A 24,282-nucleotide genomic window follows, 5' to 3' on the forward strand; every position below is an offset into this window, starting at 1 on the left:
GGGCACGTAGGTCGGTGGCGACACCTCACCACGATGCCGGATATATGGCTGCAACGTCTCCTTCTGCCGAATAGCGATTTCCCTCTTGCATCGCGGGGCGGACCATATATGTGTAATGCGATGGGTTAGGGGTCGATGGACGCGACAGGGCGTGCGGGGGGCCATCGGAATCGGGGCCTGGAGGCGGAGTCAGTCCACACCGATGGCGAGCGCGGCTTGCCGCGAGTCTTGCGTGAAGGCCAGGCAGACCTGGCGACGGCCTTTCTCAGCGGTGCTCTGATCGCGGCGGTCAGCAGGGCCACGCCCGAGGGCATGGGGGGCGAGCGGGTCGGGGATTCCGGGACGACGGGCGCTCATTCGACCCCGTCGTCCAGACCCTGTTTCCGGACCAGGGTTTGGGCGGTTTAGTGAAAAAGGTCGGTCACTACTGCTCGACGAGCTTAAAGGACTTGATCGTCCAGTCCATCGGCTCTTTCTCCATCATCGCTTCACCCGCGATACCCTCGGGAGGATATTGGAAGCTCAGGGTCGCTTCGTTGCCGGCGATCTCCAACACCGGCACGATGAGATGGGGCTCGCTCACCTCCTGGGACGAGACGAATAGTACCGGCTGGCCGAATTTCATCAGTTGGATACCTTCCTCGTACCATGAACCCCTGACCATACGCAAAGGAACCCGCTCCTTGAGCGTATCGGCATGGAAATATTTCTCCAACCGATTCGAATCAATGAGGGCTTGTAGAATCGCCTGTTTGTCTTGCACTTGGGTAGCCTCCATATCCTGAGCCGCGGAACATGCGAAAAATGAAGTCGCCGCCATCGCTAAAATCATGAGCGACACATGCCTGGCACACATTTTTAGTCTGTTCAATCGATCACCTGTCCGTAAACGCGTCGTTCGAATTCCTCGCCTTCCTCCCCGGCGCGGTCTATTCCATCCTTGTCATCGCCCCAGTGAACAAGTTCGTGCAAGAGAGTGACGCCGACCAGGTATACGTTCTTGCCGCTTTTCGTCTTCCTGACGCCTCGCCCAGCCTCGAAATCCTCGACGAGTCCCTTATTGATCCGGATCTCGTTCGAATTCGTGTCGGGCGTGAATTCCCCATAAGCCCCCGCCAGAACCACGACCTGAATGTCCGGACCCTCCCCCCATTTGACCGCGCGCTGTAACGTCGCCCTATCCAACTGCCCGATTTCCTGCATCGCCCTCACGATGGCCTTGCTCTCCATGATGGTCGGTATGGATTTTTTCACATACAGAGCAAATTTCGGATAGCGCGTGATATCGACGTTCTGCATTTTCATCTGTCTTCCCCATTCGCCATGAAACGGACAATGGTCGCTACGGAGCCTATTCGAACGGCTGGGAATTCTTGAATGCGGGATCCCAGGGAGGGATTGGTCGCCCCGCCTTAGGAACGCTGGTTAGCCGACGCCCGGCCCGGTCCCGGACTCGCGGCTTTCTCGCATCCGCTTCCCCACTTGTACTCGCCTTCGTGCGAGCACCGGATTTCATGCAAACACCCGTGCCGTGCCACGAATAGCCGCTCGATGATGCAAGGCCAGGCGATGCCGAGCTTCGGAATCCCGCGGTTAAACAGCGTTCAGGCGAACGCTTTTGCGTTGACTACCGTGCCGATCGAGCCATTTGAACGCACTTTTGACGGCCATCCTTGGAAGCCTCAAGGGTCGTCGGAGCGGCTTCGCGGACCAAAAGCTCTTTAATAGAGTAATTGGCGGAAAAAGACGACACAAACACATGTTTTCTAAGGATATGGAGAAACGCGCCGATCAATGCGGCGATACGGCTCGCCATCCAATCATCGGGAACGCGACAGCGAAAGGCTGGAAGCGGCTCGCTCCCGATCGGTTCAACCTAGAAAGAGCCGTCAGCCGCCAGCGATCAGCCACCAGCCGTTGTATGGCCGAGGTTTTCGCTTGTTGCGGGCTTCACCCGAGGGGTGAGCCTCGGCCAGTCTCGGTCAATGGCCAAGTGGCTGATTCCCAATAGCTGGAGGCTGGCGACTGGAAGCTGACAGCTGACAGCTCTTTTTAGGTTCAAAGACCGTATTCGGCGATGCGGCGCTTGAGGGTGGAGAGCGGGATGCCGAGTTCGCGCGCGACGGCGGTCTTGTTGTTGCGGTTGCGCGCCATGGCCTCGCCGATCATACGGCGCTCCATCGCCTTGATCTGAGCCGGGGAGTTGGCGGCGGAGGCGGAAGAATCCAGCGGCGATTCGATCCGCGCGCCGACCTGGGGGGACGCGACATCCAACAGACGCAGATGCTCGGGCCGAATGTCTCCGCCGCGACAGAGTACCGCCGCGCGCTCCAGGACGTTGCGCAGTTCACGGACGTTTCCGGGCCAGTGATAGGCACGCAGCGCGGCCTCGGCCTCGGGCGAGAGACGGCAGGGCAAACCCAGCTTGTCGGCGAAGTTTCGCACCAGCAGCGGGATGTCGGACTTGATGTCGCGCAGTGGCGGGACGCGCAGGCTCATGACCGAGAGCCGGTAGTAGAGATCGGCCCGAAAACGCCCATCCTCCACCATGGCCTCCAGGTTGCGATGGGTGGCGGCGACCACGCGCACGTCGACCTTGACCGGCTGATCCGACCCCACGGGAACCACCTCCCGGCTTTCGAGGGCGCGCAGCAGCCGGGGCTGCAGTTCGAGCGGCAGCTCGCCGATCTCGTCGATGAAAAGGGTGCCGCCCTCGGCATGGCGGAAGGCGCCCTCGCGCGGACCGGTCGCCCCAGTGAAGGCCCCCTTGATGTGGCCGAAGAGGTCGTTGCGCACCATCTCCGGATCGGTCACCGAGGCGTCGAACACCACCAGCGGGCCGTGACGGCCGGACAGCTCGTGCAGGGTGCTGGCGACCATCTCCTTGCCCGAGCCCGATTCGCCGGTGATCAGCACCGTCGTCGGGGTCGGCGCCACCACCTCGATCAGACCATAGAGTTCGCGCATCAACTCGGCGCCGCCGACCAGCGAACCGAGACGGTTCTCCTTGGAAATCTCGTAGGTCCGTTCCTCGGTTCCGGCGCCGATACGCATCTGGGTCGAGCCGAGCGCCAGAATGGTCGCCGGTTCGAGAAAGACCTCCTTGATCCTTAGCCCGTTGAGCGAAGTTCCGTTGGTCGAGCCGAGATCGCGGAGCAGCAGACCGTCGCGCGTCATGAGAATCTCGGCGTGATGCCGCGAGACCGTGCGATCCGTCAGCATCACATCGTTGTCGGGCGCGGTTCCGATCCTGACGCTCGGCAGGGTCAGGCGGATCTCGCGACCGGCGTCCGGGCCGGAGAGGATATCCAGCTCGATGCGCTCGAGTCGGATCTTGCGGCCGGTCCGGGAAGGCACCGGCATGATCTGCGTGGAGATGGGATCCGGTTGGGTCATCGGCGGCTCGGTCGGGGAGAGATTGGGGTCAATCTTAGCAAGCGCCGGCCTGCTCATGTACTTCGCGCCATGGCCCGCGCCGCTACCTTGCCCATTCTCCGGCGACAAACCCGCTTACAATGCACGCCCGAACGGGATCCGCCCGAGCCAGGCCGCGGGCTTGATCGCGCCAGGCGCCCCCATCGACCGACGATCAGAGCGGCGCGCATGACGCGCGCAGGAGCCATTACCGATGATGCAGGATTCACCCTTCGATCTCGCCCAAGCGGATGCCTACGGGCGCTGGCGCGACCAAAAGCTGGCCCAGGCCCCGACGGATCTCGCCGAGCTGGTCGTCGAGATCGGGGATCCCCGCCGTCTGACGCCCGCCGAACAGGGGGCCATCCTGGAACGCTGCCAACGCGCCAACATGGCCATCTATGTCGGTCGGACCGGGGACGATCCGGACAAGGCCATCCCGACCGCGCTCGGCGCGGCGGTCGGCCTGCATCGGCTCGATCACAACCGGGGCGCCGACGAGGACGCCATCACCTCGCTCACCGTCCAGACCGACGCCCGACACCGGGACTACATCCCCTACTCCAACCGCCCCATCGCCTGGCACACCGACGGCTACTACAACAGTCCCGAGCGTCAGATCCACGGACTTCTGCTGCACTGCGTCCACCCCGCCGAGCAGGGCGGCTCGAACGATCTGCTGGACCATGAGATCGCCTACATTCTGGTGCGCGACCAATCTGCAGACTATATCCGCGCCCTCATGCACCCGGAGTGCATGAGCATCCCGGCCAGCCATGTCGACGGCGAGCAGGTTCGGCCCGACCAACCCGGCCCGGTCTTCTCGGTCCGACCCGACGGGCGTTTGCACATGCGCTACACGAACCGGGCGCGCAACATCATCTGGCGCGACGACCCGCTGACCACCGAGGCGGTCGCCTACCTGAAGGACGTCATCCATCGCGACACGCCCTGGCATTTCTCGGGTCGGCTGGAGGCGGGCTGGGGACTGGTCAGCAACAACGTATTGCACACCCGCTCCGGTTTCACGGACGGGGCGGTTCCGCGGCTGCTGTATCGGGCGCGCTATTACGATCGCATCGAAGGGAGTTGAGCGGGCTTCGGGAGAGCCATCGCCCTCCCCGGCTCGCACCGACCGAGGCGGTCAGCGGCTCGGGAGGTCAATGACATCCCGGAACGCCTTGATGAGAGCGGCATTCTCCTCGGGCGTTCCGACCGTGACCCGCAGACAATCGCGCAGCAGCGGGTGCGCCCCGTGCAGGTTCTTGATCAGAACCCCGCGCTCCTTGAGCCCGGCGAAGAGGGCGTCCGCGCGTCCTTCGGGCGCGCGGACGAGGATGAAGTTCGCCTCGCTCGGATAGGGATGGAGACCCTCGATGTGCGTCAATGCCTCGAACAGGTGGGCGCGCTCCACACGAATGGCGTGGGTCTGCTCATCCAGCACCGCTTTGTACCGCAGCGCGAAGGCGGCCGACGCCTGGGTCAGGACATTGACGTTATAGGGCAGACGCACCTTGTCGATCTCGGCGAGCCACGCGCTCGGCCCGACCAGATAGCCCAACCGTAATCCAGCCAGACCCATCTTGGAGACGGTGCGCATCACCAGCAGGTTTTCCCAGTCGCCAAGCAGACCCATGAAGCTGCAATCGGTGAAGGGCGAATAGGCCTCGTCGACGATGACCAGACCGGGCGCGGCCTCGATGATGCGGACCACATCATCGGCGTCGAAACGGTTGCCGGTCGGGTTGTTCGGATAGGCGAGATAGACCAGCGCGGGTTGCTCACGCTCGATGGTATCGAGCGTCGCCGGAAGGTCGATCGAGAAGTCCTCCGCCAGGAGCGGCACACCGACGTACTCCATGCCGGCGAAGAGCCCGATCATTCGGTACATGACGAAGCTCGGATCGACCGAGAGGATCTTGCGTCCCGGCTGGGCGATCGTCAGGGCCAGCATCTGAATCAGCTCGTCCGAGCCGTTGCCGAGCAGCAGGCCCATCTCGGCCGGGAGGTCCATGGCCTCGCGCAGCGCGGTCTGGAGCGCCAGGCCCTGCGGATCCGGATAGCGGTTCAGCTCGACCGCGCGCAGCGTTTCCAGCCATTCAGCCTTGAGCGCGTCCGGCCAGCCATAGGGGTTCTCCATGGCGTCCAGCTTGATCAGTCCAGCGGCCGGGGGAACGTGATAGGCGTTGAGCGCGCGGATCTCCGGGCGGACCAGGGTTTCGATCAGATTCCTCATGCCCCGGCTTCCCCGCGATACTCGGCCGATCGGGCGTGGGCCGTGAGCCCCTCGCCACGCGCCAGGATGGACGCGACCTTGGACAGCTCGGCCGACCCCGCGCGCGAGGCCATGATGAGGCTGGAGCGCTTCTGGAAGTCATAGACCCCCAGCGGCGAGGAGAAGCGCGCGGTGCGCGAGGTCGGCAGCACGTGATTGGGACCGGCGCAATAATCGCCGAGCGCCTCGGCGGTGTAGCGGCCCATGAAGATGGCCCCGGCGTGACGGATGCGTCCGACGATGGCCTCGGGGTCCGCCACCGAGAGTTCCAGATGCTCCGGGGCGATCGCGTTGGCGACGGCGATGGCGTCATCCAGGTCGCGCGCCAGGATCAGTGCTCCGCGCACCTTGAGCGCGGCGGCGATGATGGTCTGGCGCTCCATGCTCGGCAACAGGCGGTCGATGCTGGCGGCGACGCGCTCCAGGAAGCCGGCGTCCCAGCTCACCAGGATCGACTGGGCGTCCTCGTCGTGCTCGGCCTGGGAGAAGAGGTCCATGGCGATCCAGTCCGGATCGGTCTCGCCGTCGCAGATCACCAGGATCTCGGACGGACCGGCGATCATGTCGATACCGACCTGACCGTAGACCGTGCGCTTGGCGGTAGCGACATAGATGTTGCCGGGACCGACGATCTTGTCCACACCGGGGATGGTATCCGTCCCATAGGCGAGCGCAGCGACCGCCTGCGCCCCACCGACGGCGAAGGCGCGGTCGACACCGGCGACATGGGCGGCGGCCAGGACCAGCTCGTTCAGCTCGCCGTCCGGGGTCGGCACCACCATGATCAGCTCAGGGACGCCTGCGACCTTGGCCGGGATGGCGTTCATCAGCACCGAGGAGGGATAGGCCGCCTTGCCGCCGGGGACATAGAGCCCAGCGCGATCAAGCGGCGTGACCTGCTGACCGAGCAGGGTACCGTCGGGCTCGCGGTAGCTCCAGCTTTGGAGCGTCTGATGCTCGGCATAGGCGCGGATGCGCGCGGCGGCCAGTTCCAGCGCCTCGCGCTGGACGGCCGGGATGGTATGCCACGCCTGTTCCAGACGGGCGCGGGGCAGTTCCAGATCGGTCGCGCTGGTCGGGGTCCAGCGATCGAAACGCGCGGTGTAGTCGAGCAGCGCCGCGTCGCCGCGCGAACGGATCTCACGGATGATCTCGGCGACCGTCTGTTGGACGCGGTCATCGGAGACCGAGTCCCAGGCCAGGAGCGCGGCGAGCCGGGGCTGGAAATCGGCGTCGGCGGTGGAGAGACGTTGGATGTCGGTCACGGGCGTTTCACTCAATGTTGGGTCATGCCTGTAGGCATCGGAGGTTGTCCGGATCGAACCGGGCGCGGTCTCGCTACCATTCCTTCGGCGTGAAGCCGCCATCGTTGCGGATGAGGATCGAATCCCCGCTCTGCGCCAGGACGAACAGCCCCTGCCGATAGGCATAGCGGGCGACATCGTCGGGCAGCACCATGGCCGCCACCGCCCCCATCAGCCGATAACCCCCGTACTGCGGAAAAAGGCGTTTGAATTTTTCGAGCCGCTCCAGGTGTTCGCGCACGTCCTCAAGCGTCAGACGGCTCTTGCACTCCACCCCGATCGCCGTCTCGGCATTCGTGATCAGCAGATCGATCTCGATGCCTTCCTCGCCGTCGTCGTTGATCGCCGTCACGTCGCGCATCACCTGATGCACCTCCAGTCCGCGACTGCGGAACAGGCGCACCACCGCCGGGCGAACCATTTCCTCGACGAATTCGCCGAGACGGTTGCTCCAGCCGCCGAAGGTCTTGCTCAGGTTCTTGATCAGGCGATCGGTTTCCTGGAGCTGACGGTCGGTTTCCTGGAATTTAAGGTCGGTTTCCTTGAATTTCCGGTCAGTTTCCTTGAACTTCAGGTCGGTTTCCTTGAATTTCAGATCCGTATCCTGAAACTTCCGATCCGTCTCCTGGAACTTCTGCTCGGTGACCTTTTGCGCTTCCGCCACTTCCCGGAACAGCGTCAGGATGTCCTCATAGGTTGTCGCCATGGCATTACTCGCTTGATCGGATGGTCGCGCTTGAAACTAACCCCCAGCTTGCTGGCTCACGGCCTCGCGCAGCCGCTCCAGCAAGGCCGTCACCGCCTCGTGCTTCATCTTCCAGGACGCCTTGTTGACGACCAGGCGCGAGCTGATGTCAGCGATGTGTTCCAGGGGGACCAGGCCATTGGCCTTGAGCGTGTTGCCGCTCTCGACCAGGTCGACGATGAGGTCGGCCAGGCCAACCAGGGGCGCCAGTTCCATGGAGCCGTAGAGCTTGATGATCTCGACCTGCTGGCCCTTGGCGGCGAAGTACCGCTCGGCCGCGTGAACATATTTGGTCGCGATCCGCAGCCGTCGGGAGATCGGTTCCGGGGTCTCCGGCAGACCGGCCACCATCAGCCGGCAGCGGGCAATCCCCAAATCGAGCGGCTCGTAGAGCCCCTCGCCGCCATGCTCCATGAGTACGTCCTTTCCCGCCACGCCGAGATCCGCCGCCCCATACTGGACATAGGTGGGGACGTCGCTGGCGCGGATGATGACGAATTTCACCAGCGGGTTGGAGGTCTCCAGGATCAGCTTGCGGCTGGTCTCCGGATCGTCCAGCGGCGCGATACCGGCATGCGCCAGCAGCGGCAGCGTCTGCTCGAAGATGCGCCCCTTGGACAGGGCGATGGTCAGCGGGGCGTTGAGATTCATGGCGATGGGATCCTGCCTTCCCCGGCGATGCGTTGGATATTCGCGCCCAGGGTCAAAAGCTTGGCCTCCATGGTCTCATAGCCGCGATCCAGGTGATAGATGCGGTCGATCAGGGTCTCCCCACTGGCGACCAGACCCGCCAGGACCAGACCCGCGGAGGCCCGCAGATCGGTCGCCATCACCGGGGCGGCGGTCAGCCCGGCGACGCCATGACAGACCGCGAGACTGCCTTCGACCCGGATATCCGCGCCCATGCGCTGCAACTCGGGCACATGCATGAAGCGGTTCTCGAAGATGGTCTCGGCGACCACGCCGACACCCTCGGCGATGGCGTTCAGGGCGCAGAATTGGGCCTGCATGTCGGTTGGAAAGGCTGGATGCGGGGCGGTATGGATATCCACGGCGCGCGGTCGGCGGCCCTGCATGTCCAGCTCGATCCAGTCCGGCCCGATCTCGATCCGCGCGCCCGCGTCGCGCAGCTTCTGGAGCACGGCGTCCAGACAGTCCGGACGGGTCTCGGTCACCCGCACGCGCCCGCCGGTCATGGCCGCGCCGACCAGGAAGGTGCCGGTTTCGATCCGGTCCGGCATCACGCGATAGTCCGCGCCGCCAAGCCGCTCCACGCCCCGGATGTGGATCTGATCGGTCCCCGCTCCCTCGATGCGCGCGCCCATGGCCTTGAGGAACTCGGCCAGATCGACCACCTCGGGTTCACGCGCCGCGTTCTCGATCAGGGTCTCGCCCTGGGCCAGGGTCGCCGCCATCATGAGGTTCTCGGTGCCAGTCACGGAGACCATCTCCATGACCAGGCGGGCGCCTTGCAAACGCTCGGCCCGAGCCCGAATGTAGCCACCCTCGACCGTGACCTCGGCGCCCATGGCGCGCAGTCCGTCGATATGGAGATTGACTGGCCGCGCGCCGATCGCGCAGCCGCCCGGCAGCGAGACATCCGCCTGTCCATAGCGCGCCACCAGCGGCCCCAGCACCAGGATCGAGGCGCGCATCGTCTTCACCAGTTCGTAGGGGGCGACGCAACTGGTCAGGGCGCGCGGCTCGACCGAGATGCGATCGCCCGCATCCTGGATCAGGCGCGCGCCCATCCGGCCCAGGAGGTCCAGGGTGGTGGTGATGTCACGCAGCCGGGGCACATTGGTCAGGGTCACCGGGCCATCGGCCAGCAGGGTGGCGGCCAGGATCGGCAGGGCGGCGTTCTTGGCGCCGGACGCCCGCACCGCGCCATGCAAGGCGTTCCCGCCGGTAATGAGGAGTTTATCCATGAATAATAGTCGAGCCGATTGAGTAAAAAAGGAGAGCGGATCCCGAGGGATCAATCCGCGAGCGGCAGGAGATCGGTTAGGTTGGAAAAGGCGGCGATCCGTTCGAGCGAGGCGGGGAGATGGCGATAGGTCAGGCGCAGGCCCCTGGAGCGAGCCATCTCCAGCCACTCAAGCAGCAACGCCAGCGCGGCGCTGTTGGCCTGTTCGACCGCGGAGAGATCGACCTCCAGGGCCACGAGGCCGCGCTCGGCCGACGCCTTGAACAAGGCATCGCCCTCGGCGGCAAGACGCATGACCGTGGTGAAATCGAGCGCCCCGCCGAGCCCCCAGCGACCGGGGTCCAGGGCGGTCAGACGTGTCTCGATCACTCCTGGCCCTTGCGATTCATGTCCGCGAGTTTGGCGATGAGCCCATCGATGCCCGCCTGGCGGATCTCGTTGGTGAAGCTGCTGCGATAGTTCCCGACCAGACTGGCATTGTTGATGACCACGTCGTAGACCTTCCAGCCGCCACCGCTGTTGTACATCCGATAGTCGACCGGGATTGGCGCGGCGCCCGCCTCGCGGACCTCGGTGGAAACGGTCACCGTGGACGGGCGGCTGCCGGGCTTGACCGGGAGATAGCGGATCTCCTGCCCCGAATAGCTCAGCAGGGAACGCGCATAGGTGCGGATCAGAACCTGCTTGAACCCATCGACCAGTTGGCGCTGCTGCGCCGGGCTGGCCTGACGCCAGTGTTGGCCCACCGCCCCCTGGGCGATGCGCTGGAAATCGAAATGCGGGGTCACGATGTTCTCGATCAGCCCGTAGATCATGGCCGGATTGCGATCGACCTCGGCACGGCGCGCCTGGAGCGTAGTGAGCATCCGCTCGGCCGTGCGCTTGACCAGTTCGGTGGCCTCGTCCTGGGCCGCCAGAAGACTGCCGCTCCAGGCCAGCGGTACGAGTAGGAAAAGAAAGAGTAGGAAATGACGTCGCTGAAGCATTAGCCGCTTTCACCTGCTTTTTTGAAAAGAAACTGTCCGATCATCTGCTCCAGCACCAGGGCCGACTGGGTGTTGGCGATCTCCTCGCCGTCGCGCAGATAGTCCGGGCTACCGCCCGGCTCCAGACCGATGTATTGCTCGCCGAGCAGGCCGGAGGTGAAGATGTTGGCGAAGGTATCCTCCGGAATGGAATCGATCTCGGCGTCGATGCGCATGGAGACGACCGCCTCGTAGGTGGCCTTGTCGAAGCGCACCGACTCCACCCGTCCGATCCGCACCCCGGCCATGGTCACCGGCGAACGGACCTTGAGGCTGCCCACGTTCGCGAAACGCGCGTTCAGGAGGTAGCCCTCGCCGCCGGTCACGAGGCTGAGATTACTGACGTGCATCGCCAGGAAAAAGAGCGCGATCAGGCCCAGCGCCATGAAGGTGCCGACCATCAGCTCGACGTTCCGCCGCTTACCCATGCCATCAGTCTCCAAACATCAGCGCCGTCAACACGAAATCGAGCCCCAGCACCACCAATGCCGAGTGGACCACCGAGCGCGTCGTGGAACGGCTCACGCCCTCGGACGTCGGCACCGTGTCATGGCCCTGGAAGAGGGCGATCCAGGTCACGAAGACGCCGAAGACCAGACTCTTGACGACGCCGTTGACGACGTCCTCCTCGAAATCGATCTTGGCCCGCATCTGGCTCCAGTAGGCACCGTCGTCGATGCCGAGCAGACCCACCCCGACGAAATAGCCGCCCAGCACGCCGACCGCGCTGAAGATGGCGGCCAGCATCGGCATCGCCACAAGTCCGCCCAGGAAGCGGGGCGTCAGGATACGCCGCACCGGATCCACCGCCATCATTTCCAGTCCGGACAACTGCTCGGTCGCCTTCATGAGACCGATCTCGGCCGTTAGCGCCGAACCAGCCCGCCCGGCCACCAGGAGCGCGGTGACCACGGGGCCCAGCTCGCGTACCAGGGAGGCGGCGACCATCACCCCAAGGCTTTGCTCGGCGCCGAACTGCGACAAGACATAATAGCCCTGAAGCCCCAGCACCATCCCGACGAACAGCCCGGAAACGCCGACGATCAGGAGCGAAAGCACGCCGATGTTGTAGATCTGCTCCCACAGAAGCCGGGGGCGGCGCAGCACCTCGCCGACACCGAGCAGGATCGCCAGCAGCAGCAGATGGGCGCGCCCGAGACGCTCCAGGGCCGTCAGGACGCCTCGCCCGAGGCCCGCGACACTGTCGAGCCACATCAGGCGGACGCCCGCGAATGGAGATCATCGGACAGGGAAGGCCCCGGATAGTGGAAGGGCACCGGACCATCCGGCAGCCCGTCCATGAACTGGCGCACCCAGGCCGAGCGATCGGCCGCGATCTCGGCGGGCGTGCCGCAGGCGATCACCCGACCCTCGTGGATCACGAAGAGGTAATCGGCGATGCTGGAGGTCTCGCGCACGTCATGCGAGACCAGGATACTGGTCAGCCCGGCCGCGTCGTTGAGTTGTCGGATCAGCGCCATCAACATGCCCATGGAAATGGGATCCTGTCCGGTGAAGGGTTCGTCGTAGAGGATCATCATGGGATCGAGCGCGATCGCCCGCGCCAGGGCCACGCGCCTGGCCATGCCGCCGGAGAGCTGGCTCGGCATCAGATCCCGCGCGCCGCGCAGGCCCACCGCCTCCAGTTTCAGCAACACCAGCTTGCGCCGCATCGAGGGGCTCAGGTCGGTATGCTCGCGCAGGGGGTAGGCGACATTGTCGAAGACGCTGAGATCGGTCAGCAGGGCGCCCGACTGAAACAGCATGCCCATGCGCCGGCGCAGCCGGTAGAGCGCGGTCCGGTCCAGGCGCGTCACCTCCTCGCCGTCGACACGGATGCTCCCCGCGTCCGGACGCAACTGCCCGGTGATGAGCTTGAGCAGGGTCGTCTTGCCCGTCCCGCTCGGCCCCATCACGGCCGTCACGCCACTGCGGCGAATGTCCAGATCCAGGTTATCGAGGATCACCCTCGAGCCATGCCGAAAGCTCAGACCGCGGATTTCCACCAGAACGTCCGGGTCCGCGACGAATGGCTCCTGGTCCGGGCGCGCGTCCTGCTCATGGATAGGGGCTCGACTGGTCATGGTCCGATGTCGTATCCGACGCGCCTGGGTCGAAACCCGCGATTTTCATGCCCAAAGAATCGAGCGTCAAGCAACCGCGAACCACGAAACGAACCGCGCCTCAAGGGGCCACCCCCATCATCCGGGTCATCATCCACCAGCGACGCAGCGTTTCGTGTTCGACCGACCCCATGAGGATGAGAACATCCCCGTCGCCGACACGTGCCGCGATTTCATCCAGCCAGACGCGCGCCGCGCGTAAATCCACATAGAGCCGGCCCGGCGCCTCCCAGACCGAACGCTCCCACCCCGGCGGCGGCCCGGCCTGGTCCGAGGCCAGCCTCGCGTAACAGAAATCCGACCAGAGCGAAGCGGCCGCCTCGCCCGAGCCGGCGACCAGCCCCCCGAGGCGCGCGCCCAGGGTCTCCGACAGCCGCGCCCAATCACGAGCGTCGGGCCGCCCTGACTCCGCCTCCAGGTAGAATCGAAAGTCTGGCGGGACATCCATCGCCCACTGGGCCAGTCGCGCGCGATCGGCGTCGCGCCATCGAGGAAAGGGGACGAGCACGGCCGGAAATTCATTGGAGAAATAAGCGAGACGCCAATCCTCCGGCAGATCGTCGGGGTAGAAGTCATCGCCCGGCTCCGGATCCCAGCCCAGTCGGATCGGCGTGATGCGGACCATGTGATTTCTGTTTTCCCTTGCGTGCTTATCGGCGGGACAGCATGGTACCCCTTGGTGTATTTTTGTGCCGCCCCAAGGCGCGATTCCAATGTGGCACATGGCGGAACCCCAGCGAGCATGACAGAAAGACGACAACTCGGCGCGCGACCAGCGACGCTTTCGCAGGATCAGGCCGACAAGATCAAGTCGCTCGGGCGCGCCGTGATCGAGACCGAGGCCCAGGCGGTCGCCGCGCTCGGCGGGCGCATGGACGACAGCTTCGTGGACGCCTGCCGCCACATGCTGGCCTGCGAGGGCCGCATCGTGGTGCTCGGCATGGGCAAGTCGGGGCACATCGGGGGCAAGATCGCCGCGACCCTGGCCAGCACCGGAAGCCCGGCCTTCTTCGTCCATCCGGGCGAGGCGAGCCACGGCGACCTGGGGATGATCACCCCGCGCGACGTGGTGCTCGCCATCTCCAACTCCGGTGAGACCGACGAGCTGCTGACCATTCTGCCGCTCCTCAAGCGGCTCGGCGTACCCATGATCACCATGACCGGCCGGCGCGACTGCACACTCGCCCGCGAGGCCGACGTCAATCTGGACATCAGCGTCACGACCGAGGCCTGTCCGCTCGGACTCGCGCCGACCTCCAGCACCACCGCCGCGCTCGCCATGGGCGACGCGCTGGCGATCGCCCTGCTGGAAAGTCGCGGCTTCACGGCCGAGGACTTCGCCCGCTCGCACCCGGCCGGCCGTCTCGGGCGCCGTCTGCTGCTGCATGTCGGCGACATCATGCACGCGGGCGAGCGGTTGCCGCGGGTCGAACTCGGCGCCGGTCTGCTCGACACCCTCGACGAGATGTCCCGCAAGGGTCTGGGGATGAGCGCGGTGGTACGCCCCGACGGCACCCTGGCCGGCGTCTTCACGGATGGCGATCTGAGGCGCGCGCTCGACCGCGGCATCGACGTGCGCGCGACCCCGATCGATGCCGTCATGACCCCCGAGTGCGCCACGATCGCGGCCACCGCCCTGGCGGTCGAGGCGGTCCGGATCATGGAGGCGCGCTCCATCAACGGTCTCCTGGTCACCGATCCGAACGGCCGCCTGATCGGGGCGCTGAACATGCATGACTTGCTGCGGGCGGGCGTGGTGTGAGATCGGACCAGGCCGCCGCCGACAGTATTCATGGGACCGGCCGGACGGCACGGCGGCGGCACCGGCGCTCGCGCGACACGACCTGGCCCCATTCGATCCGCTCAGACGTCTAGAGGTCTTACGTCCATGCAAGACATTCGAGATCGCGCTTCACGCATTCGCCTGGTCATCTTCGATGTCGATGGGGTGCTGACCGACGGCAGCCTCTTCCTCGGCGACGATGGACAGGAATACAAGGCCTTCAACTCACGCGATGGTCACGGCATGGTGATGCTCCAGGAGAGCGGCGTACGGTTGGCCGTGATCACCGGCCGGACCTCCAACGTGGTGCGGATGCGCATGGAAAGCCTCGGCGTCTCGGATGTCTATCAGGGCTATCGCCACAAGCTGCCGGCCTACGAGGAGCTGAAACACCGCCACGCGCTCACTGACGCGGAAATCGCCTATGTCGGCGACGACGTGGTGGATCTGCCGATCATGGCGCGAGTCGGCCTGGCGATCGCCGTCGCCGACGCGCAAGCGCTGGTCCGCGAACAGGCCCACTGGCGTACCGAGGCGCCGGGCGGACGCGGCGCGGCGCGCGAGGTCTGCGAGCTGATCCTGGACGCCCAGGGCCAGCTCGAACCCATGATGGCGCCTTATCGATGAGCCGCGACGCGCCCACCCAGGCACGCCCACCATGGTCGCGCCGTCAATGGCTGCTGGGGGTTGGCCTCGCCGTCACGGGGCTCGCCGCCTGGTGGCAGATCCAGACCCGGCCCGAGGACGAGGGCGCGAGACCCGCGCGCGAGCGGCTTCCCGATTACACCGTGAGAAATTTCGCCGCCGTGGAGACCGACGCGACCGGCCAGCCTAGCCGGCGCCTGGTGGCCGAGGAGCTGCGGCACTACGCCAAGGAAGACATCTCCGAGCTGGAGCATCCGCGCATGGAACTCTACCAGACGGATGGCCCGCCCTGGCTCGCCCGCTCGCGTCAAGGCACCGTCCTGGCCGGTGGCGATCAGGTGCGGCTGTTCGGCGAGGTGCGGCTCGACCGGGAGGCCGACCGCAAGACCCGAGCGACCCATCTGGAGACCGAGCGGGTCGACATCTGGCGCCAGCGTGGCCTCGCCGAGACCGATCTGCCCGTCCGGATCCTCAGCGATGGCGATTCACTGAGCGCGAACGGGATGAAGCTCTGGTACCAGGAGCCGACCCGCACCAGCTTTCACGGCCGCGCCCGCATCCGGCTCGCGCCTGAACCAGGGCCGGAGCCGAACCAGCCATGACCAGCAAGACGCACCCAACGCCGGCCGCGCACCGGCATCACCGCGCCCGATTGGCGACCCTGCTGCTGGCCGGCGGTCTCGCCGCCGGCGCCTGGACGAGCGCCTGGGCGCTCAAGGAGGACGCCAGCCAGCCGATCTACATCGAAGCGGATGATGTCGAGGTCCGCGAGAGCGACAGCACCAGCGTCTATGTCGGCAATGTTCAGGTCGATCAGGGCAGCATGCGTCTGCTCGCCGACCATGTGACCGTCTATCATCGCGAGGATCGCCAGCCCAGACTCATCATCGCGCTGGGTCAACCGGCCAGGTACAAGCAACAACTCGATGACAACCAGGGCGAGGTCCAGGCCTTCGGCAAGCGGGTCGAGTACGACGCCGACAAGGACGAACTGACCCTGATCGGCGATGGCCTGCTGATTCAGGGCGAGGACCGACTCTCCGGCGAGCGCATCGTCTACGAACGCGCCAAGGCCCAGTTTCGCGCCGGCGGCGCGGGCCGCGTCAAGATCACCATCGTCCCGGACAAGCCATGAGGCCGGCCGACGCGGGGAGGCCCGCATGAGCGCGCTGCGGGCCGAGCACCTGAAGAAGCATTACGGCGGCCGCGAGGTTCTGCGCGACGTCAGCGTCGAGGTCAATCCGGGCGAGGTCGTGGGTCTGCTCGGACCCAACGGGGCCGGCAAGACCACCTGCTTCTATCTCATCGTCGGGCTGATCGCCGCCGATCAGGGCCGCATCCTGCTCAACGACCGCGATGTCACCCGGCGGCCCATGCATGCCCGGGCGCGCGCGGGACTCAGTTATCTGGCTCAGGAGCCATCGGTTTTCCGCAAGCTCAGCGCGCGCGACAATATCCTGGCGATCCTTCAGACCCGCCAGGAACTCAAGCGTGCCGAGCGCGAACGGCGCTGCGACCGTCTGCTGGAGGAACTGGGCATCGCCCATGTCGGCGCCTCGCTCGCGCTCAGTCTCTCGGGCGGGGAGCGCCGGCGCCTGGAGATCGCGCGCGCCCTGGCGGTCGACCCGGCCGTCATGCTGCTCGACGAGCCCTTCGCGGGGGTCGATCCGATCGCGGTCGGCGACATCAAGGCCATCGTGACCCATCTGCGCGATCGCTCCATCGGCGTACTCATCACGGATCACAATGTCCGCGAGACGCTCGACATCTGCGATCGTGGTTACATCATCAGCACCGGGACCGTGATAGCCTCGGGCCAACCCCTGGATCTGTTGGCCGACCAACAGGTGCGCGACGTCTACCTGGGCGCCGATTTTTCCATGTGAGCCTGGTCTCCAAATGAGCGCAAGAGAGGATTTCGAATGCCTTCGCCAGCCGTCGACGCCGCCAAAAGAGTGAGTTCCCCGCCGGACGAAATGGACTAGAATCAGGACAGGCACTCTTATTGCTAAAAACAATCTCGAACGGATCACACCAAGACGCCAGCGCGATCGATGAAGCAATCCATCCAGCTTCGCCTCAGCCAACATCTCACCATGACGCCGCAGTTGCAGCAGGCGATCAAGCTGCTGCAATTGTCGACGCTCGAGTTGCAGAAGGAGATCCAGGAGGCGCTCGACACCAACCTGATGCTAGAGGAAGGCGACGAGGCCGACCGCTTCAACGCCGTCGACGCGGCGGACGTGCGTCTCCCCCGGCTCGATAACGAGGAGGCGAGTCACGCCGAGCCGGAGTCGGGCGTCGACCGCGAGGTCCGCGTCGAGTCCTCGGACATGCCCGAGGATCTTCCGGTCGACACCCAGTGGGCCGACGTCTTCGACAGCTATCTGCCCACCACGGCGCATGGCTCGGACGACGGATCCGACTATGACCCCTTCGCCCAGCAGAGCCGCCCCGGAACCCTCCAGGATCACCTGGCCTGGCAGTTGAATCTCAGCCGACTGAGCGAACGCGACTTCATGATCGCCCACGCCGTGCTCGACGCGATCGACGTGAACGGCTATCTGCGCGCCGACACCGACGAACTGCTGACCACCATCGATCATCCCGAGATCAGCGCCGAGGAGGTGGAGACCCAGATCCACCGCGTCCAGTCGCTCGATCCGCCGGGCGTTGGCGCCCGCGACCTGCGCGAGTGCCTGCTGATCCAGCTCCGCCAGATGCCTCACGGCACGGCCCACCGCGATCTGGCCATCGCGATTTGCCGCGACGCCTTCGAGTCTCTGCCGCGCAACGATATCGTCACCATGACCCGGCTCCTGAGGTCCTCGGAGACGGAGATCACGCGCGCCCTGGAACTGATCCGCCAGCTCAATCCAAGACCAGGTGGCTTGATCGAGAGCGCCCCGCCGGAGTACGTTGTCCCCGACATCTTCGTGCGGAAGGGGAATGGTCGATGGCACGTCGAACTCAATCCGGAATCGACACCCAAGCTGCGCGTCAACGCGGACTACGCGAGCCTGATCCGACGCGCCGACCAGAGCGCGGACGGACTCGCCCTCAAGAGCCATCTGCAGGAGGCGCGCTGGTTCATCAAGAGCCTGGCGAGCCGCAACGACACGGTGCTGCGCGTGGGCTCCAAGATCGTCGAGATGCAGCAGGAGTTCTTCGAGCATGGCGACGAGGGGATGCGCCCCATGGTTCTGCGCGACATCGCCGAGGCCCTGGAACTGCACGAATCCACCGTCTCGCGGGTGACCACGCAGAAATACATGCACACGCCGCGCGGCACCTACGAGTTCAAGTATTTCTTCTCCTCTCACGTCAACACAATGTCTGGCGGCGAGTGTTCGTCCACGGCGATCCGCGCCCTGATCCGCAAACTGATCGCGGGAGAATCCGCCAAGAAACCCCTGAGCGACAGCAGGATCGCCGAGGAACTGGCGGATCAGGGAATCAACGTGGCGCGCCGAACAGTCGCCAAATACCGCGAGGCAATGGGTATCCCACCCTCGAACGAGCGCAAACGCCTGGCCTGACAGGCCGTTTGAACCTTTGAAGGAGTCCTATGATGCAGATCAACTTGACGGGTCACCACATCGACGTCACCGATGCGCTGAAGTCCTATGTCGACGGCAAATTCGAGCGTCTAGCGCGCCATTTCGACCACGTCATCAACGCCCACGTCGTCCTTAGCGTGGAAAAACTCGAGCAGAAGGCCGAGGCGACACTCCACATCAACGGCGGCAAGGTATTCGCCGACTCCGTCCACGAGGACATGTATGCCGCCATCGACGGACTGATCGACAAGCTCGATCGTCAAGTCATCCGTTACAAGGAAAAGAAAGGCAGCCATCGCGGCGGGGTCACCAAGATCGCCGAACCGGAATAACGGCGGCCGGGTCATCACACATGAAAGCGGCGTATCCTTAAGAGAAGGATCGCGCGACACCTCGGACGGGAGCGCGGCTGAACGTTCGAGGTGTTTTTCATCGAAACGGCGACAGCCGGACGCCTCTAGAGCATTCAATAGGACGTGGAAGGCTGTCGCCCCATTCGTTCCGAGGAAGGCACAACCCATGACCAGCATCGAATGCCAGCGACATCGCGGGCGGATCAGTCATCAACCCTTGGCCGCCCGCGGGTGTGTCAGTGGTTAGCGGGAGTTCGATCCATGTTAGGCCCTGAACTGATCAACGAAGCCCGCGTCGAATGCCGCGCCGAGATCGTCAGCAAGAAACGGCTGATCGAGACGCTGGCCGGACTCCTCGCCGGCGAGCACCCGCGGCTTCAGACCGAAACCGTCTTCGAGCGGCTGCTGGAACGCGAGCGCCTGGGCAGCACCGGCCTTGGCCACGGCATCGCCCTGCCCCATGCCCGCGTGAAGGAAGTCACGGAGGTTCTCGGGGCCTTCGTGCAGACGGCCAAGGGGGTGGACTATGACGCCGCCGACGGCGAACCCGTCGATCTGGCGTTCGCCTTGCTCGTGCCAGAGGCGGCCAACGAAGAACATCTGCACCTGCTCGCCCACCTGGCCAGCCTCTTCAGCGACCCGCGGGTGCGCGCGAAACTGCGCGAGGCCGAATCCGCCGTCGAGATTCTGAAGGCGCTGAACACCCCCTGATCCGTTCCAGGCCGCTTCCCATGATCGACAGCCTCCAAAGCGTGATCGCGCAAACGGGTCCGCAGCTCAAGCTCCGCTGGCTAACCCCGGAACCTCGGACACCCCGCCCCCTGCGTGGCGAGGATCCCGAACGTGCCGGGCAGTCGCTCATCGGATCCTTGAACTGCATTCATCCGAATCGGCTGCAAGTCATCGGCCTGCCCGAGCAGGTCTATCTCTCGGCGCTCGGCAGCACCGCCTACAAGGAGACCGTCGACAAGCTGTTCGCCGAACGGCCGGCGGCCGTGGTCTTCACCGACGGCATCGAGCCCGAGGCCGATTTCCGCGCGCGCGCCGAGTCGACCCAAACCCCCCTGCTCGGATCGCCCTTCGGCGATCAGGAGCTGATCAACCATCTGCGCTATTTCCTGACCCACGCGCTGGCCGAGCGCAAGACGATCCATGGCGTCTTCATCGAGGTGCTCGGGATGGGCGTCCTGCTGATCGGCGACCCGGCCGTCGGCAAGAGCGAACTGGCACTGGATCTCATCACCCGCGGCCACCGCATCGTCGCCGATGACGCGCCGAGGTTCGCCCGAATCGCCCCCGAGGTGATCGAGGGCACCTGCCCCGAGACCCTCCGGGACTTCCTCGAGGTGCGCGGTCTGGGTATTCTCAACATCCGCGCCATGTTCGGCGAGGGGGCGATCCTGCGCGTCAAGACACTCAACCTGATCATCGATCTGCAACCCCTGGGGCCGCCGCAACTCGACTGCATCGACCGGCTCGCGGGGAGTCTGTCGGCGATGAACATCCTGGGTGTCGCCGTCCCGCGGATCACCATGCCGGTCGCGCCCGGCCGCAACCTGGCGATCCTGGTGGAGGCGGCGGTCAGACATCAGATCCTGCGGATTCGCGGCTATGACGCCGGCGTGGATTTCATCGACCGCCAAGCCCGCGCCATCAGCATGGATCGCCCGGACCCGCCCGCGCCGCGCGCTTGACGACCATCGTCCAGCCGCGCGCCACACCGTCCCCATCCCGACACGAAACACATCCGATGAAACTGGTTATCCTCAGTGGCTTGTCCGGATCCGGCAAGAGCGTCGCGCTCCACACGCTCGAGGATCTGGGCTTCTATTGCATCGACAACCTCCCCTTCTTCCTGCTCCAGGATCTCGCCCTCGGACTCCATAAGTCGCTGGACGGGGCCTTCGCCAACACGGCGGTCGGCATCGACGCCCGCGGCGACCCCGAGGCGCTGCGGCTGCTCCCCGATCTCGTGCGGACCGCCCAGGAGCGGGGCATCGACTGCCAGGTGCTCTTTCTGGAGACCCAGATCGACACCCTGATTCGACGCTTCAGCGAAACCCGCCGGCGACACCCACTCACCAGCGGCAGCCGTTCGCTGCGCGAGGCGATCCAGCTTGAGCTTGAGTTTCTTGAGCCGATCCGGCGCCATGCCGACATGGTGATCGACACGACCCAGACCAACGTCCACGAGCTGCGCGATCGGGTGCGCGGCTGGCTGGTCGGCGGCGCCTCGCCCAAGGCCTCCGTTCTGCTGAAATCCTTCGGTTTCAAGCATGGCGTCCCGCCGGATGTCGATTTCGTGTTCGACGTCCGCTGCCTGCCCAATCCCCACTGGCAAGCCGAGTTGCGGATGCTCACCGGCCTGGATCCACTGGTCATTCGGTTTCTGGAGGCCAGCCCCGAGGTGCGGCGGATGCGCGACGACATCAGCGCCTTCTTTGAACACTGGATACCCCACTTCGAGACCGATGGCCGCAGCTATCTGACGATCGCCATCGGCTGTACCGGGGGACAGCATCGCTCCGTCTACATGACCGAACAGCTCGGCCAGCACTTCGAATCGCTCGGCCACAAGGTGATGGTGAGACATCGGGAGCTGTCATGAGCGTCGGACTGCTGCTGGTCACGCATCGACCGCTCGCCGGGGATCTGCTGCGCATCGCCAGCGAGATCCTCGGGCACGAACCGCCATCGGTCGCCTGCTGCGAGGTGATCAATGACACGCCGCCCGAGGAACTGATCGCCGAGTGCCTGGCCCTGGCCGATCGCATCGACCAGGGCCAGGGCGTGCTGGTCCTGACCGATCTCTACGGCTCCACGCCCGCCAATGTCGCCCGCGCCCTGGCGGGGCGGCGCGTGCGCGCGCGGGTGATCGCCGGACTGAACCTGCCGATGCTCCTGCGGGCCTTGAACTATGCCGCCCTGGATCTCGACACGCTCGCTGGCAAGGCCCTGGAGGGCGGTCGCGATGGCGTCCGCCCGTGCGAACCCAACCATTAGGCACTAGGCTGTTACTCAGAAGGATCAACGCTGGATGATTCGCAAAGAATTCGAGATCTGTAACAAGCTCGGCCTGCACGCGCGGGCGGCCGCCAAGCTGGTGCAATGCGCCACCCGCTTCGAGAGCCGGATCCTGATCGAGCGGCGTGGCCAGAGCGTCAACGGCAAGAGCATCATGGGCGTCATGATGCTGGCGGCCAGTCAGGGCACCAAGGTGATGGTCGATGCCGAGGGCGAAGACGAGGAACATGCCATCATGGCCATCGAGGCGCTGATCCGCGACCGCTTCGGAGAAGCCGAGTGACGGTCGCCTTCCAAGGCATCGGCATCGCCTCGGCCTGCTCGGTCGCCCTCGGGCCGGCCTTCGTCGATGTTCGTGGACGCGGCGGCGTTACCCACACGCCGATCAGCGTCGATCAGGTCCAGCGCGAGATCGCGCGCTTCGATCTGGCGGTTACCTCCGCGCGCCAGGCCCTCAAGCGGGTGCGCGCCCAAATCCCGCGCCATACCCCGGTCAAGATCGCCGAATTCATCGACGCCCACCTCCTGATGCTGGAGGATGCCGCCTTGGTCGACGAGGTGCGGCGCATCGTGGCCGATCAGCTCTGCTCCGCCGAGTGGGCCTTGCAACTGCATGGCGATACCCTGGTCGAGATCTTCGACCAGATGGACGACCCCTATCTGCGCACCCGACGCGACGACATCGAGCATGTGGTGCACCAGATCCAGACCTTTCTGCATGGCGAGAACCCCCAACCCATCAACCTCGCCGATCAGGATCTGGTCGGCTATGTCGTGGTCGCCAGGGATCTGACGCCCGCCGACGCCATTCTGCTGCATCATCGGGGCGCGGTGGCCTTCGTGACCGAGTATGGCGGCCCCATGTCGCATACCGCCATCCTGGCGCGCAGTCTCGGCGTGCCCGCGGTCATGGGCATTCACGACATCACCCGGTATCTGCGCTCCGACGAGTTGCTGGTCGTCGACGGCGAAAGCGGAACGGTGCTCGCCAACGCCGATGACGCCGCCCTCCTCTACTATCGCCAGCGCGCGCGCGACATCGAGGCGCGTCAGCGCCGGCTGCGCGAGCTGGTCGACCGGCCGAGCCAGACCCGCAATGGCGTCGCCATCCGTCTCCAGGCCAATCTGGAGCTTCCGGAAGACATCGATGTCGCCAAGGCCAACGGCGCCTCCGGGGTCGGGCTCTACCGCACCGAGTTCCTCTACATGAATCGCGGCGATCTGCCGGACGAAGAGGAACACCTGGCCAACTACGCCGCCATGATCGAGAGTCTCGGCGGCATGCCCATCACCATCCGCACGCTCGATCTCGGTGTCGACAAGCGCTCTTCCGCCTGCGCCGAGCGCGGAGCGAACGTCACCAATCCGGCGCTCGGCCTGCGCGCGATCCGGCTCTGCCTGAAGGAGCCGGGCCTGTTCCGCCCCCAGGTGCGCGCCATCCTGCGCGCCTCGGCGCTCGGCCCGATCCGACTCATGCTGCCGCTGGTCACCAGCGTCCTTGAACTGGACCGGGCGCTGGCCATCATCGCGGAGCTGAAGCAGCAACTCGACCAGGATGGACTGGATTACGACGACGCCATGCCGGTCGGCGCCATGATCGAGGTGCCGGCGGCGGCGCTCACGGCGCGGGCCATCGCACGACGGATGGATTTCCTCTCCATCGGGACCAACGACCTCATCCAGTACACCCTCGCCATCGACCGCCTGGACGACTCCGTCAACTACCTCTTCGACCCGGCCCATCCAGCCATCCTGCGACTGGTGCGCCTGATCATCGAGGCCGGCAACGCCCTGGACATCCCGGTCGGAATGTGTGGCGAAATGGCGGGAGACCCCCGCTTCACCCGCCTGCTGATCGGGCTGGGCCTGCGCGAATTCAGCATGCAGCCGGGGGCCATTCTCGACATCAAGGAGATCCTGCTGGAGGCGGACACGCTGGAACTCCAGCGACGCACGGAGTACCTCTTCACCCAGCTCGATCACGCCGACCCCTTGCGGCTGATCGAGGAGCTGAACGCGACCTGAGATCCCCCTAGGGCCGCGCCCAACTGGTAGCATAGTCCGGTCACGGCCGCGCCCGGCCGATCCATCGCGACCGAGCTGT

At 65.3% G+C, this 24,282-nt stretch carries 29 protein-coding genes; 14 read left to right on the forward strand and 15 right to left on the reverse strand.

Features of this window, described 5'->3' with window-relative positions; translation table 11 throughout:
* Positions 1-189: 189 nt before the first annotated feature.
* The 4 genes from CKO27_RS00005 to CKO27_RS00020 all read right to left on the reverse strand — a co-directional run bounded on the left by CKO27_RS00005 (position 190) and on the right by CKO27_RS00020 (position 3,396).
* On the reverse strand, positions 190-357 hold the full coding sequence (locus CKO27_RS00005) for a hypothetical protein (RefSeq protein WP_200372546.1): 168 nt from the start codon (positions 355-357) through the stop codon (positions 190-192).
* Between the two features lie 67 nt (positions 358-424).
* Positions 425-832 (reverse strand): hypothetical protein, encoded by a 408-nt coding sequence (locus CKO27_RS00010; RefSeq protein ID WP_200372548.1) that lies wholly within the window; start codon positions 830-832, stop codon positions 425-427.
* Between the two features lie 35 nt (positions 833-867).
* Positions 868-1,305, reverse strand: a complete 438-nt coding sequence (locus tag CKO27_RS00015; RefSeq protein ID WP_200372550.1) for a hypothetical protein — start codon at positions 1,303-1,305, stop codon at positions 868-870.
* A gap of 753 nt (positions 1,306-2,058) precedes the next feature.
* On the reverse strand, positions 2,059-3,396 hold the full coding sequence (locus CKO27_RS00020) for a sigma 54-interacting transcriptional regulator (RefSeq protein ID WP_200372551.1): 1,338 nt from the start codon (positions 3,394-3,396) through the stop codon (positions 2,059-2,061).
* A 235-nt stretch (positions 3,397-3,631) separates the two neighbouring features.
* Here CKO27_RS00020 and CKO27_RS00025 point away from each other — a divergent pair, with 235 nt between their 5' ends.
* Positions 3,632-4,507, forward strand: a complete 876-nt coding sequence (locus CKO27_RS00025) for a TauD/TfdA family dioxygenase (protein WP_200372940.1) — start codon at positions 3,632-3,634, stop codon at positions 4,505-4,507.
* 51 nt (positions 4,508-4,558) lie between these two features.
* On the opposite strand, the gene hisC is transcribed toward CKO27_RS00025, so the two are convergent.
* The 11 genes from hisC to CKO27_RS00080 form a co-directional block, all read right to left on the reverse strand.
* A complete protein-coding gene (hisC, locus tag CKO27_RS00030) occupies positions 4,559-5,650 on the reverse strand; it encodes a histidinol-phosphate transaminase (protein ID WP_200372552.1) in 1,092 nt (363 codons plus the stop codon).
* Complete coding sequence (gene hisD / locus CKO27_RS00035; RefSeq protein WP_200372553.1) at positions 5,647-6,954, reverse strand: histidinol dehydrogenase; 1,308 nt, start codon at positions 6,952-6,954, stop codon at positions 5,647-5,649. The genes hisC and hisD overlap by 4 nt, the downstream gene beginning before the upstream one ends.
* 73 nt (positions 6,955-7,027) lie before the next feature.
* Positions 7,028-7,699, reverse strand: a complete 672-nt coding sequence (locus CKO27_RS00040; protein WP_200372554.1) for a DUF3782 domain-containing protein — start codon at positions 7,697-7,699, stop codon at positions 7,028-7,030.
* Between the two features lie 36 nt (positions 7,700-7,735).
* Positions 7,736-8,389: an ATP phosphoribosyltransferase gene (gene hisG, locus CKO27_RS00045; RefSeq protein WP_200372555.1), complete on the reverse strand. Its 654-nt coding sequence runs from the start codon at positions 8,387-8,389 to the stop codon at positions 7,736-7,738.
* Complete coding sequence (gene murA, locus CKO27_RS00050) at positions 8,386-9,666, reverse strand: UDP-N-acetylglucosamine 1-carboxyvinyltransferase (protein WP_200372556.1); 1,281 nt, start codon at positions 9,664-9,666, stop codon at positions 8,386-8,388. Before murA ends, hisG begins: the two co-directional genes overlap by 4 nt.
* Before the next feature lie 50 nt (positions 9,667-9,716).
* Positions 9,717-10,034 (reverse strand): STAS domain-containing protein, encoded by a 318-nt coding sequence (locus tag CKO27_RS00055; protein ID WP_200372558.1) that lies wholly within the window; start codon positions 10,032-10,034, stop codon positions 9,717-9,719.
* Positions 10,031-10,651 (reverse strand): MlaC/ttg2D family ABC transporter substrate-binding protein, encoded by a 621-nt coding sequence (locus CKO27_RS00060; protein ID WP_200372560.1) that lies wholly within the window; start codon positions 10,649-10,651, stop codon positions 10,031-10,033. Before CKO27_RS00060 ends, CKO27_RS00055 begins: the two co-directional genes overlap by 4 nt.
* On the reverse strand, positions 10,651-11,118 hold the full coding sequence (gene mlaD, locus CKO27_RS00065; protein WP_200372561.1) for an outer membrane lipid asymmetry maintenance protein MlaD: 468 nt from the start codon (positions 11,116-11,118) through the stop codon (positions 10,651-10,653). Before mlaD ends, CKO27_RS00060 begins: the two co-directional genes overlap by 1 nt.
* A 4-nt stretch (positions 11,119-11,122) precedes the next feature.
* Positions 11,123-11,905 carry a lipid asymmetry maintenance ABC transporter permease subunit MlaE gene (gene mlaE / locus CKO27_RS00070; RefSeq protein WP_200372562.1) on the reverse strand — a complete coding sequence of 261 codons (783 nt, stop codon included), beginning with the start codon at positions 11,903-11,905 and terminating at the stop codon, positions 11,123-11,125.
* The gene (locus tag CKO27_RS00075; RefSeq protein WP_200372563.1) at positions 11,905-12,774 is read right to left on the reverse strand and encodes an ABC transporter ATP-binding protein; all 870 of its coding nucleotides are present in this window, start codon (positions 12,772-12,774) and stop codon (positions 11,905-11,907) included. Before CKO27_RS00075 ends, mlaE begins: the two co-directional genes overlap by 1 nt.
* Positions 12,775-12,874: 100 nt before the next feature.
* Positions 12,875-13,438: a DUF72 domain-containing protein gene (locus CKO27_RS00080; protein WP_200372564.1), complete on the reverse strand. Its 564-nt coding sequence runs from the start codon at positions 13,436-13,438 to the stop codon at positions 12,875-12,877.
* A 117-nt stretch (positions 13,439-13,555) separates the two neighbouring features.
* On the opposite strand from CKO27_RS00080, the gene CKO27_RS00085 reads away from it, so the two are divergent.
* From CKO27_RS00085 to ptsP, 13 genes are all read left to right on the forward strand, one after another.
* A complete protein-coding gene (locus CKO27_RS00085) occupies positions 13,556-14,575 on the forward strand; it encodes a KpsF/GutQ family sugar-phosphate isomerase (protein WP_200372565.1) in 1,020 nt (339 codons plus the stop codon).
* Positions 14,576-14,701: 126 nt separating this feature from the next.
* Positions 14,702-15,223 carry a 3-deoxy-manno-octulosonate-8-phosphatase KdsC gene (gene kdsC / locus CKO27_RS00090; RefSeq protein ID WP_200372566.1) on the forward strand — a complete coding sequence of 174 codons (522 nt, stop codon included), beginning with the start codon at positions 14,702-14,704 and terminating at the stop codon, positions 15,221-15,223.
* The gene (gene lptC / locus CKO27_RS00095) at positions 15,220-15,843 is read left to right on the forward strand and encodes an LPS export ABC transporter periplasmic protein LptC (protein WP_200372568.1); all 624 of its coding nucleotides are present in this window, start codon (positions 15,220-15,222) and stop codon (positions 15,841-15,843) included. The genes kdsC and lptC overlap by 4 nt, the downstream gene beginning before the upstream one ends.
* Positions 15,840-16,376, forward strand: a complete 537-nt coding sequence (lptA, locus tag CKO27_RS00100; protein ID WP_200372570.1) for a lipopolysaccharide transport periplasmic protein LptA — start codon at positions 15,840-15,842, stop codon at positions 16,374-16,376. The genes lptC and lptA overlap by 4 nt, the downstream gene beginning before the upstream one ends.
* A 25-nt stretch (positions 16,377-16,401) precedes the next feature.
* Positions 16,402-17,127, forward strand: coding sequence for an LPS export ABC transporter ATP-binding protein (lptB, locus tag CKO27_RS00105; protein ID WP_200372572.1), 726 nt, complete (start codon positions 16,402-16,404; stop codon positions 17,125-17,127).
* Positions 17,128-17,295: 168 nt separating this feature from the next.
* Complete coding sequence (locus CKO27_RS00110; protein WP_200372574.1) at positions 17,296-18,780, forward strand: RNA polymerase factor sigma-54; 1,485 nt, start codon at positions 17,296-17,298, stop codon at positions 18,778-18,780.
* Positions 18,781-18,812: 32 nt separating this feature from the next.
* Entirely contained in the window at positions 18,813-19,133 is a 321-nt protein-coding gene (hpf, locus tag CKO27_RS00115; RefSeq protein WP_200372576.1) for a ribosome hibernation-promoting factor, HPF/YfiA family, read from the forward strand.
* 282 nt (positions 19,134-19,415) lie between these two features.
* Complete coding sequence (locus CKO27_RS00120; protein WP_200372578.1) at positions 19,416-19,865, forward strand: PTS sugar transporter subunit IIA; 450 nt, start codon at positions 19,416-19,418, stop codon at positions 19,863-19,865.
* A 20-nt stretch (positions 19,866-19,885) separates the two neighbouring features.
* Complete coding sequence (gene hprK, locus CKO27_RS00125) at positions 19,886-20,848, forward strand: HPr(Ser) kinase/phosphatase (RefSeq protein WP_200372580.1); 963 nt, start codon at positions 19,886-19,888, stop codon at positions 20,846-20,848.
* Between the two features lie 56 nt (positions 20,849-20,904).
* Positions 20,905-21,762 (forward strand): RNase adapter RapZ, encoded by an 858-nt coding sequence (gene rapZ, locus CKO27_RS00130; RefSeq protein WP_200372582.1) that lies wholly within the window; start codon positions 20,905-20,907, stop codon positions 21,760-21,762.
* Positions 21,759-22,157 (forward strand): PTS sugar transporter subunit IIA, encoded by a 399-nt coding sequence (locus CKO27_RS00135; RefSeq protein WP_200372584.1) that lies wholly within the window; start codon positions 21,759-21,761, stop codon positions 22,155-22,157. Before rapZ ends, CKO27_RS00135 begins: the two co-directional genes overlap by 4 nt.
* 34 nt (positions 22,158-22,191) lie before the next feature.
* The gene (locus tag CKO27_RS00140) at positions 22,192-22,461 is read left to right on the forward strand and encodes an HPr family phosphocarrier protein (protein ID WP_200372585.1); all 270 of its coding nucleotides are present in this window, start codon (positions 22,192-22,194) and stop codon (positions 22,459-22,461) included.
* Positions 22,458-24,203 (forward strand): phosphoenolpyruvate--protein phosphotransferase, encoded by a 1,746-nt coding sequence (gene ptsP / locus CKO27_RS00145; protein WP_200372587.1) that lies wholly within the window; start codon positions 22,458-22,460, stop codon positions 24,201-24,203. Before CKO27_RS00140 ends, ptsP begins: the two co-directional genes overlap by 4 nt.
* The last annotated feature ends 79 nt before the right edge of the window (positions 24,204-24,282 follow it).

Source organism: Thiocystis violacea, from assembly GCF_016583575.1.
GTDB classification, from domain to species: Bacteria; Pseudomonadota; Gammaproteobacteria; order Chromatiales; family Chromatiaceae; genus Thiocystis; species Thiocystis violacea.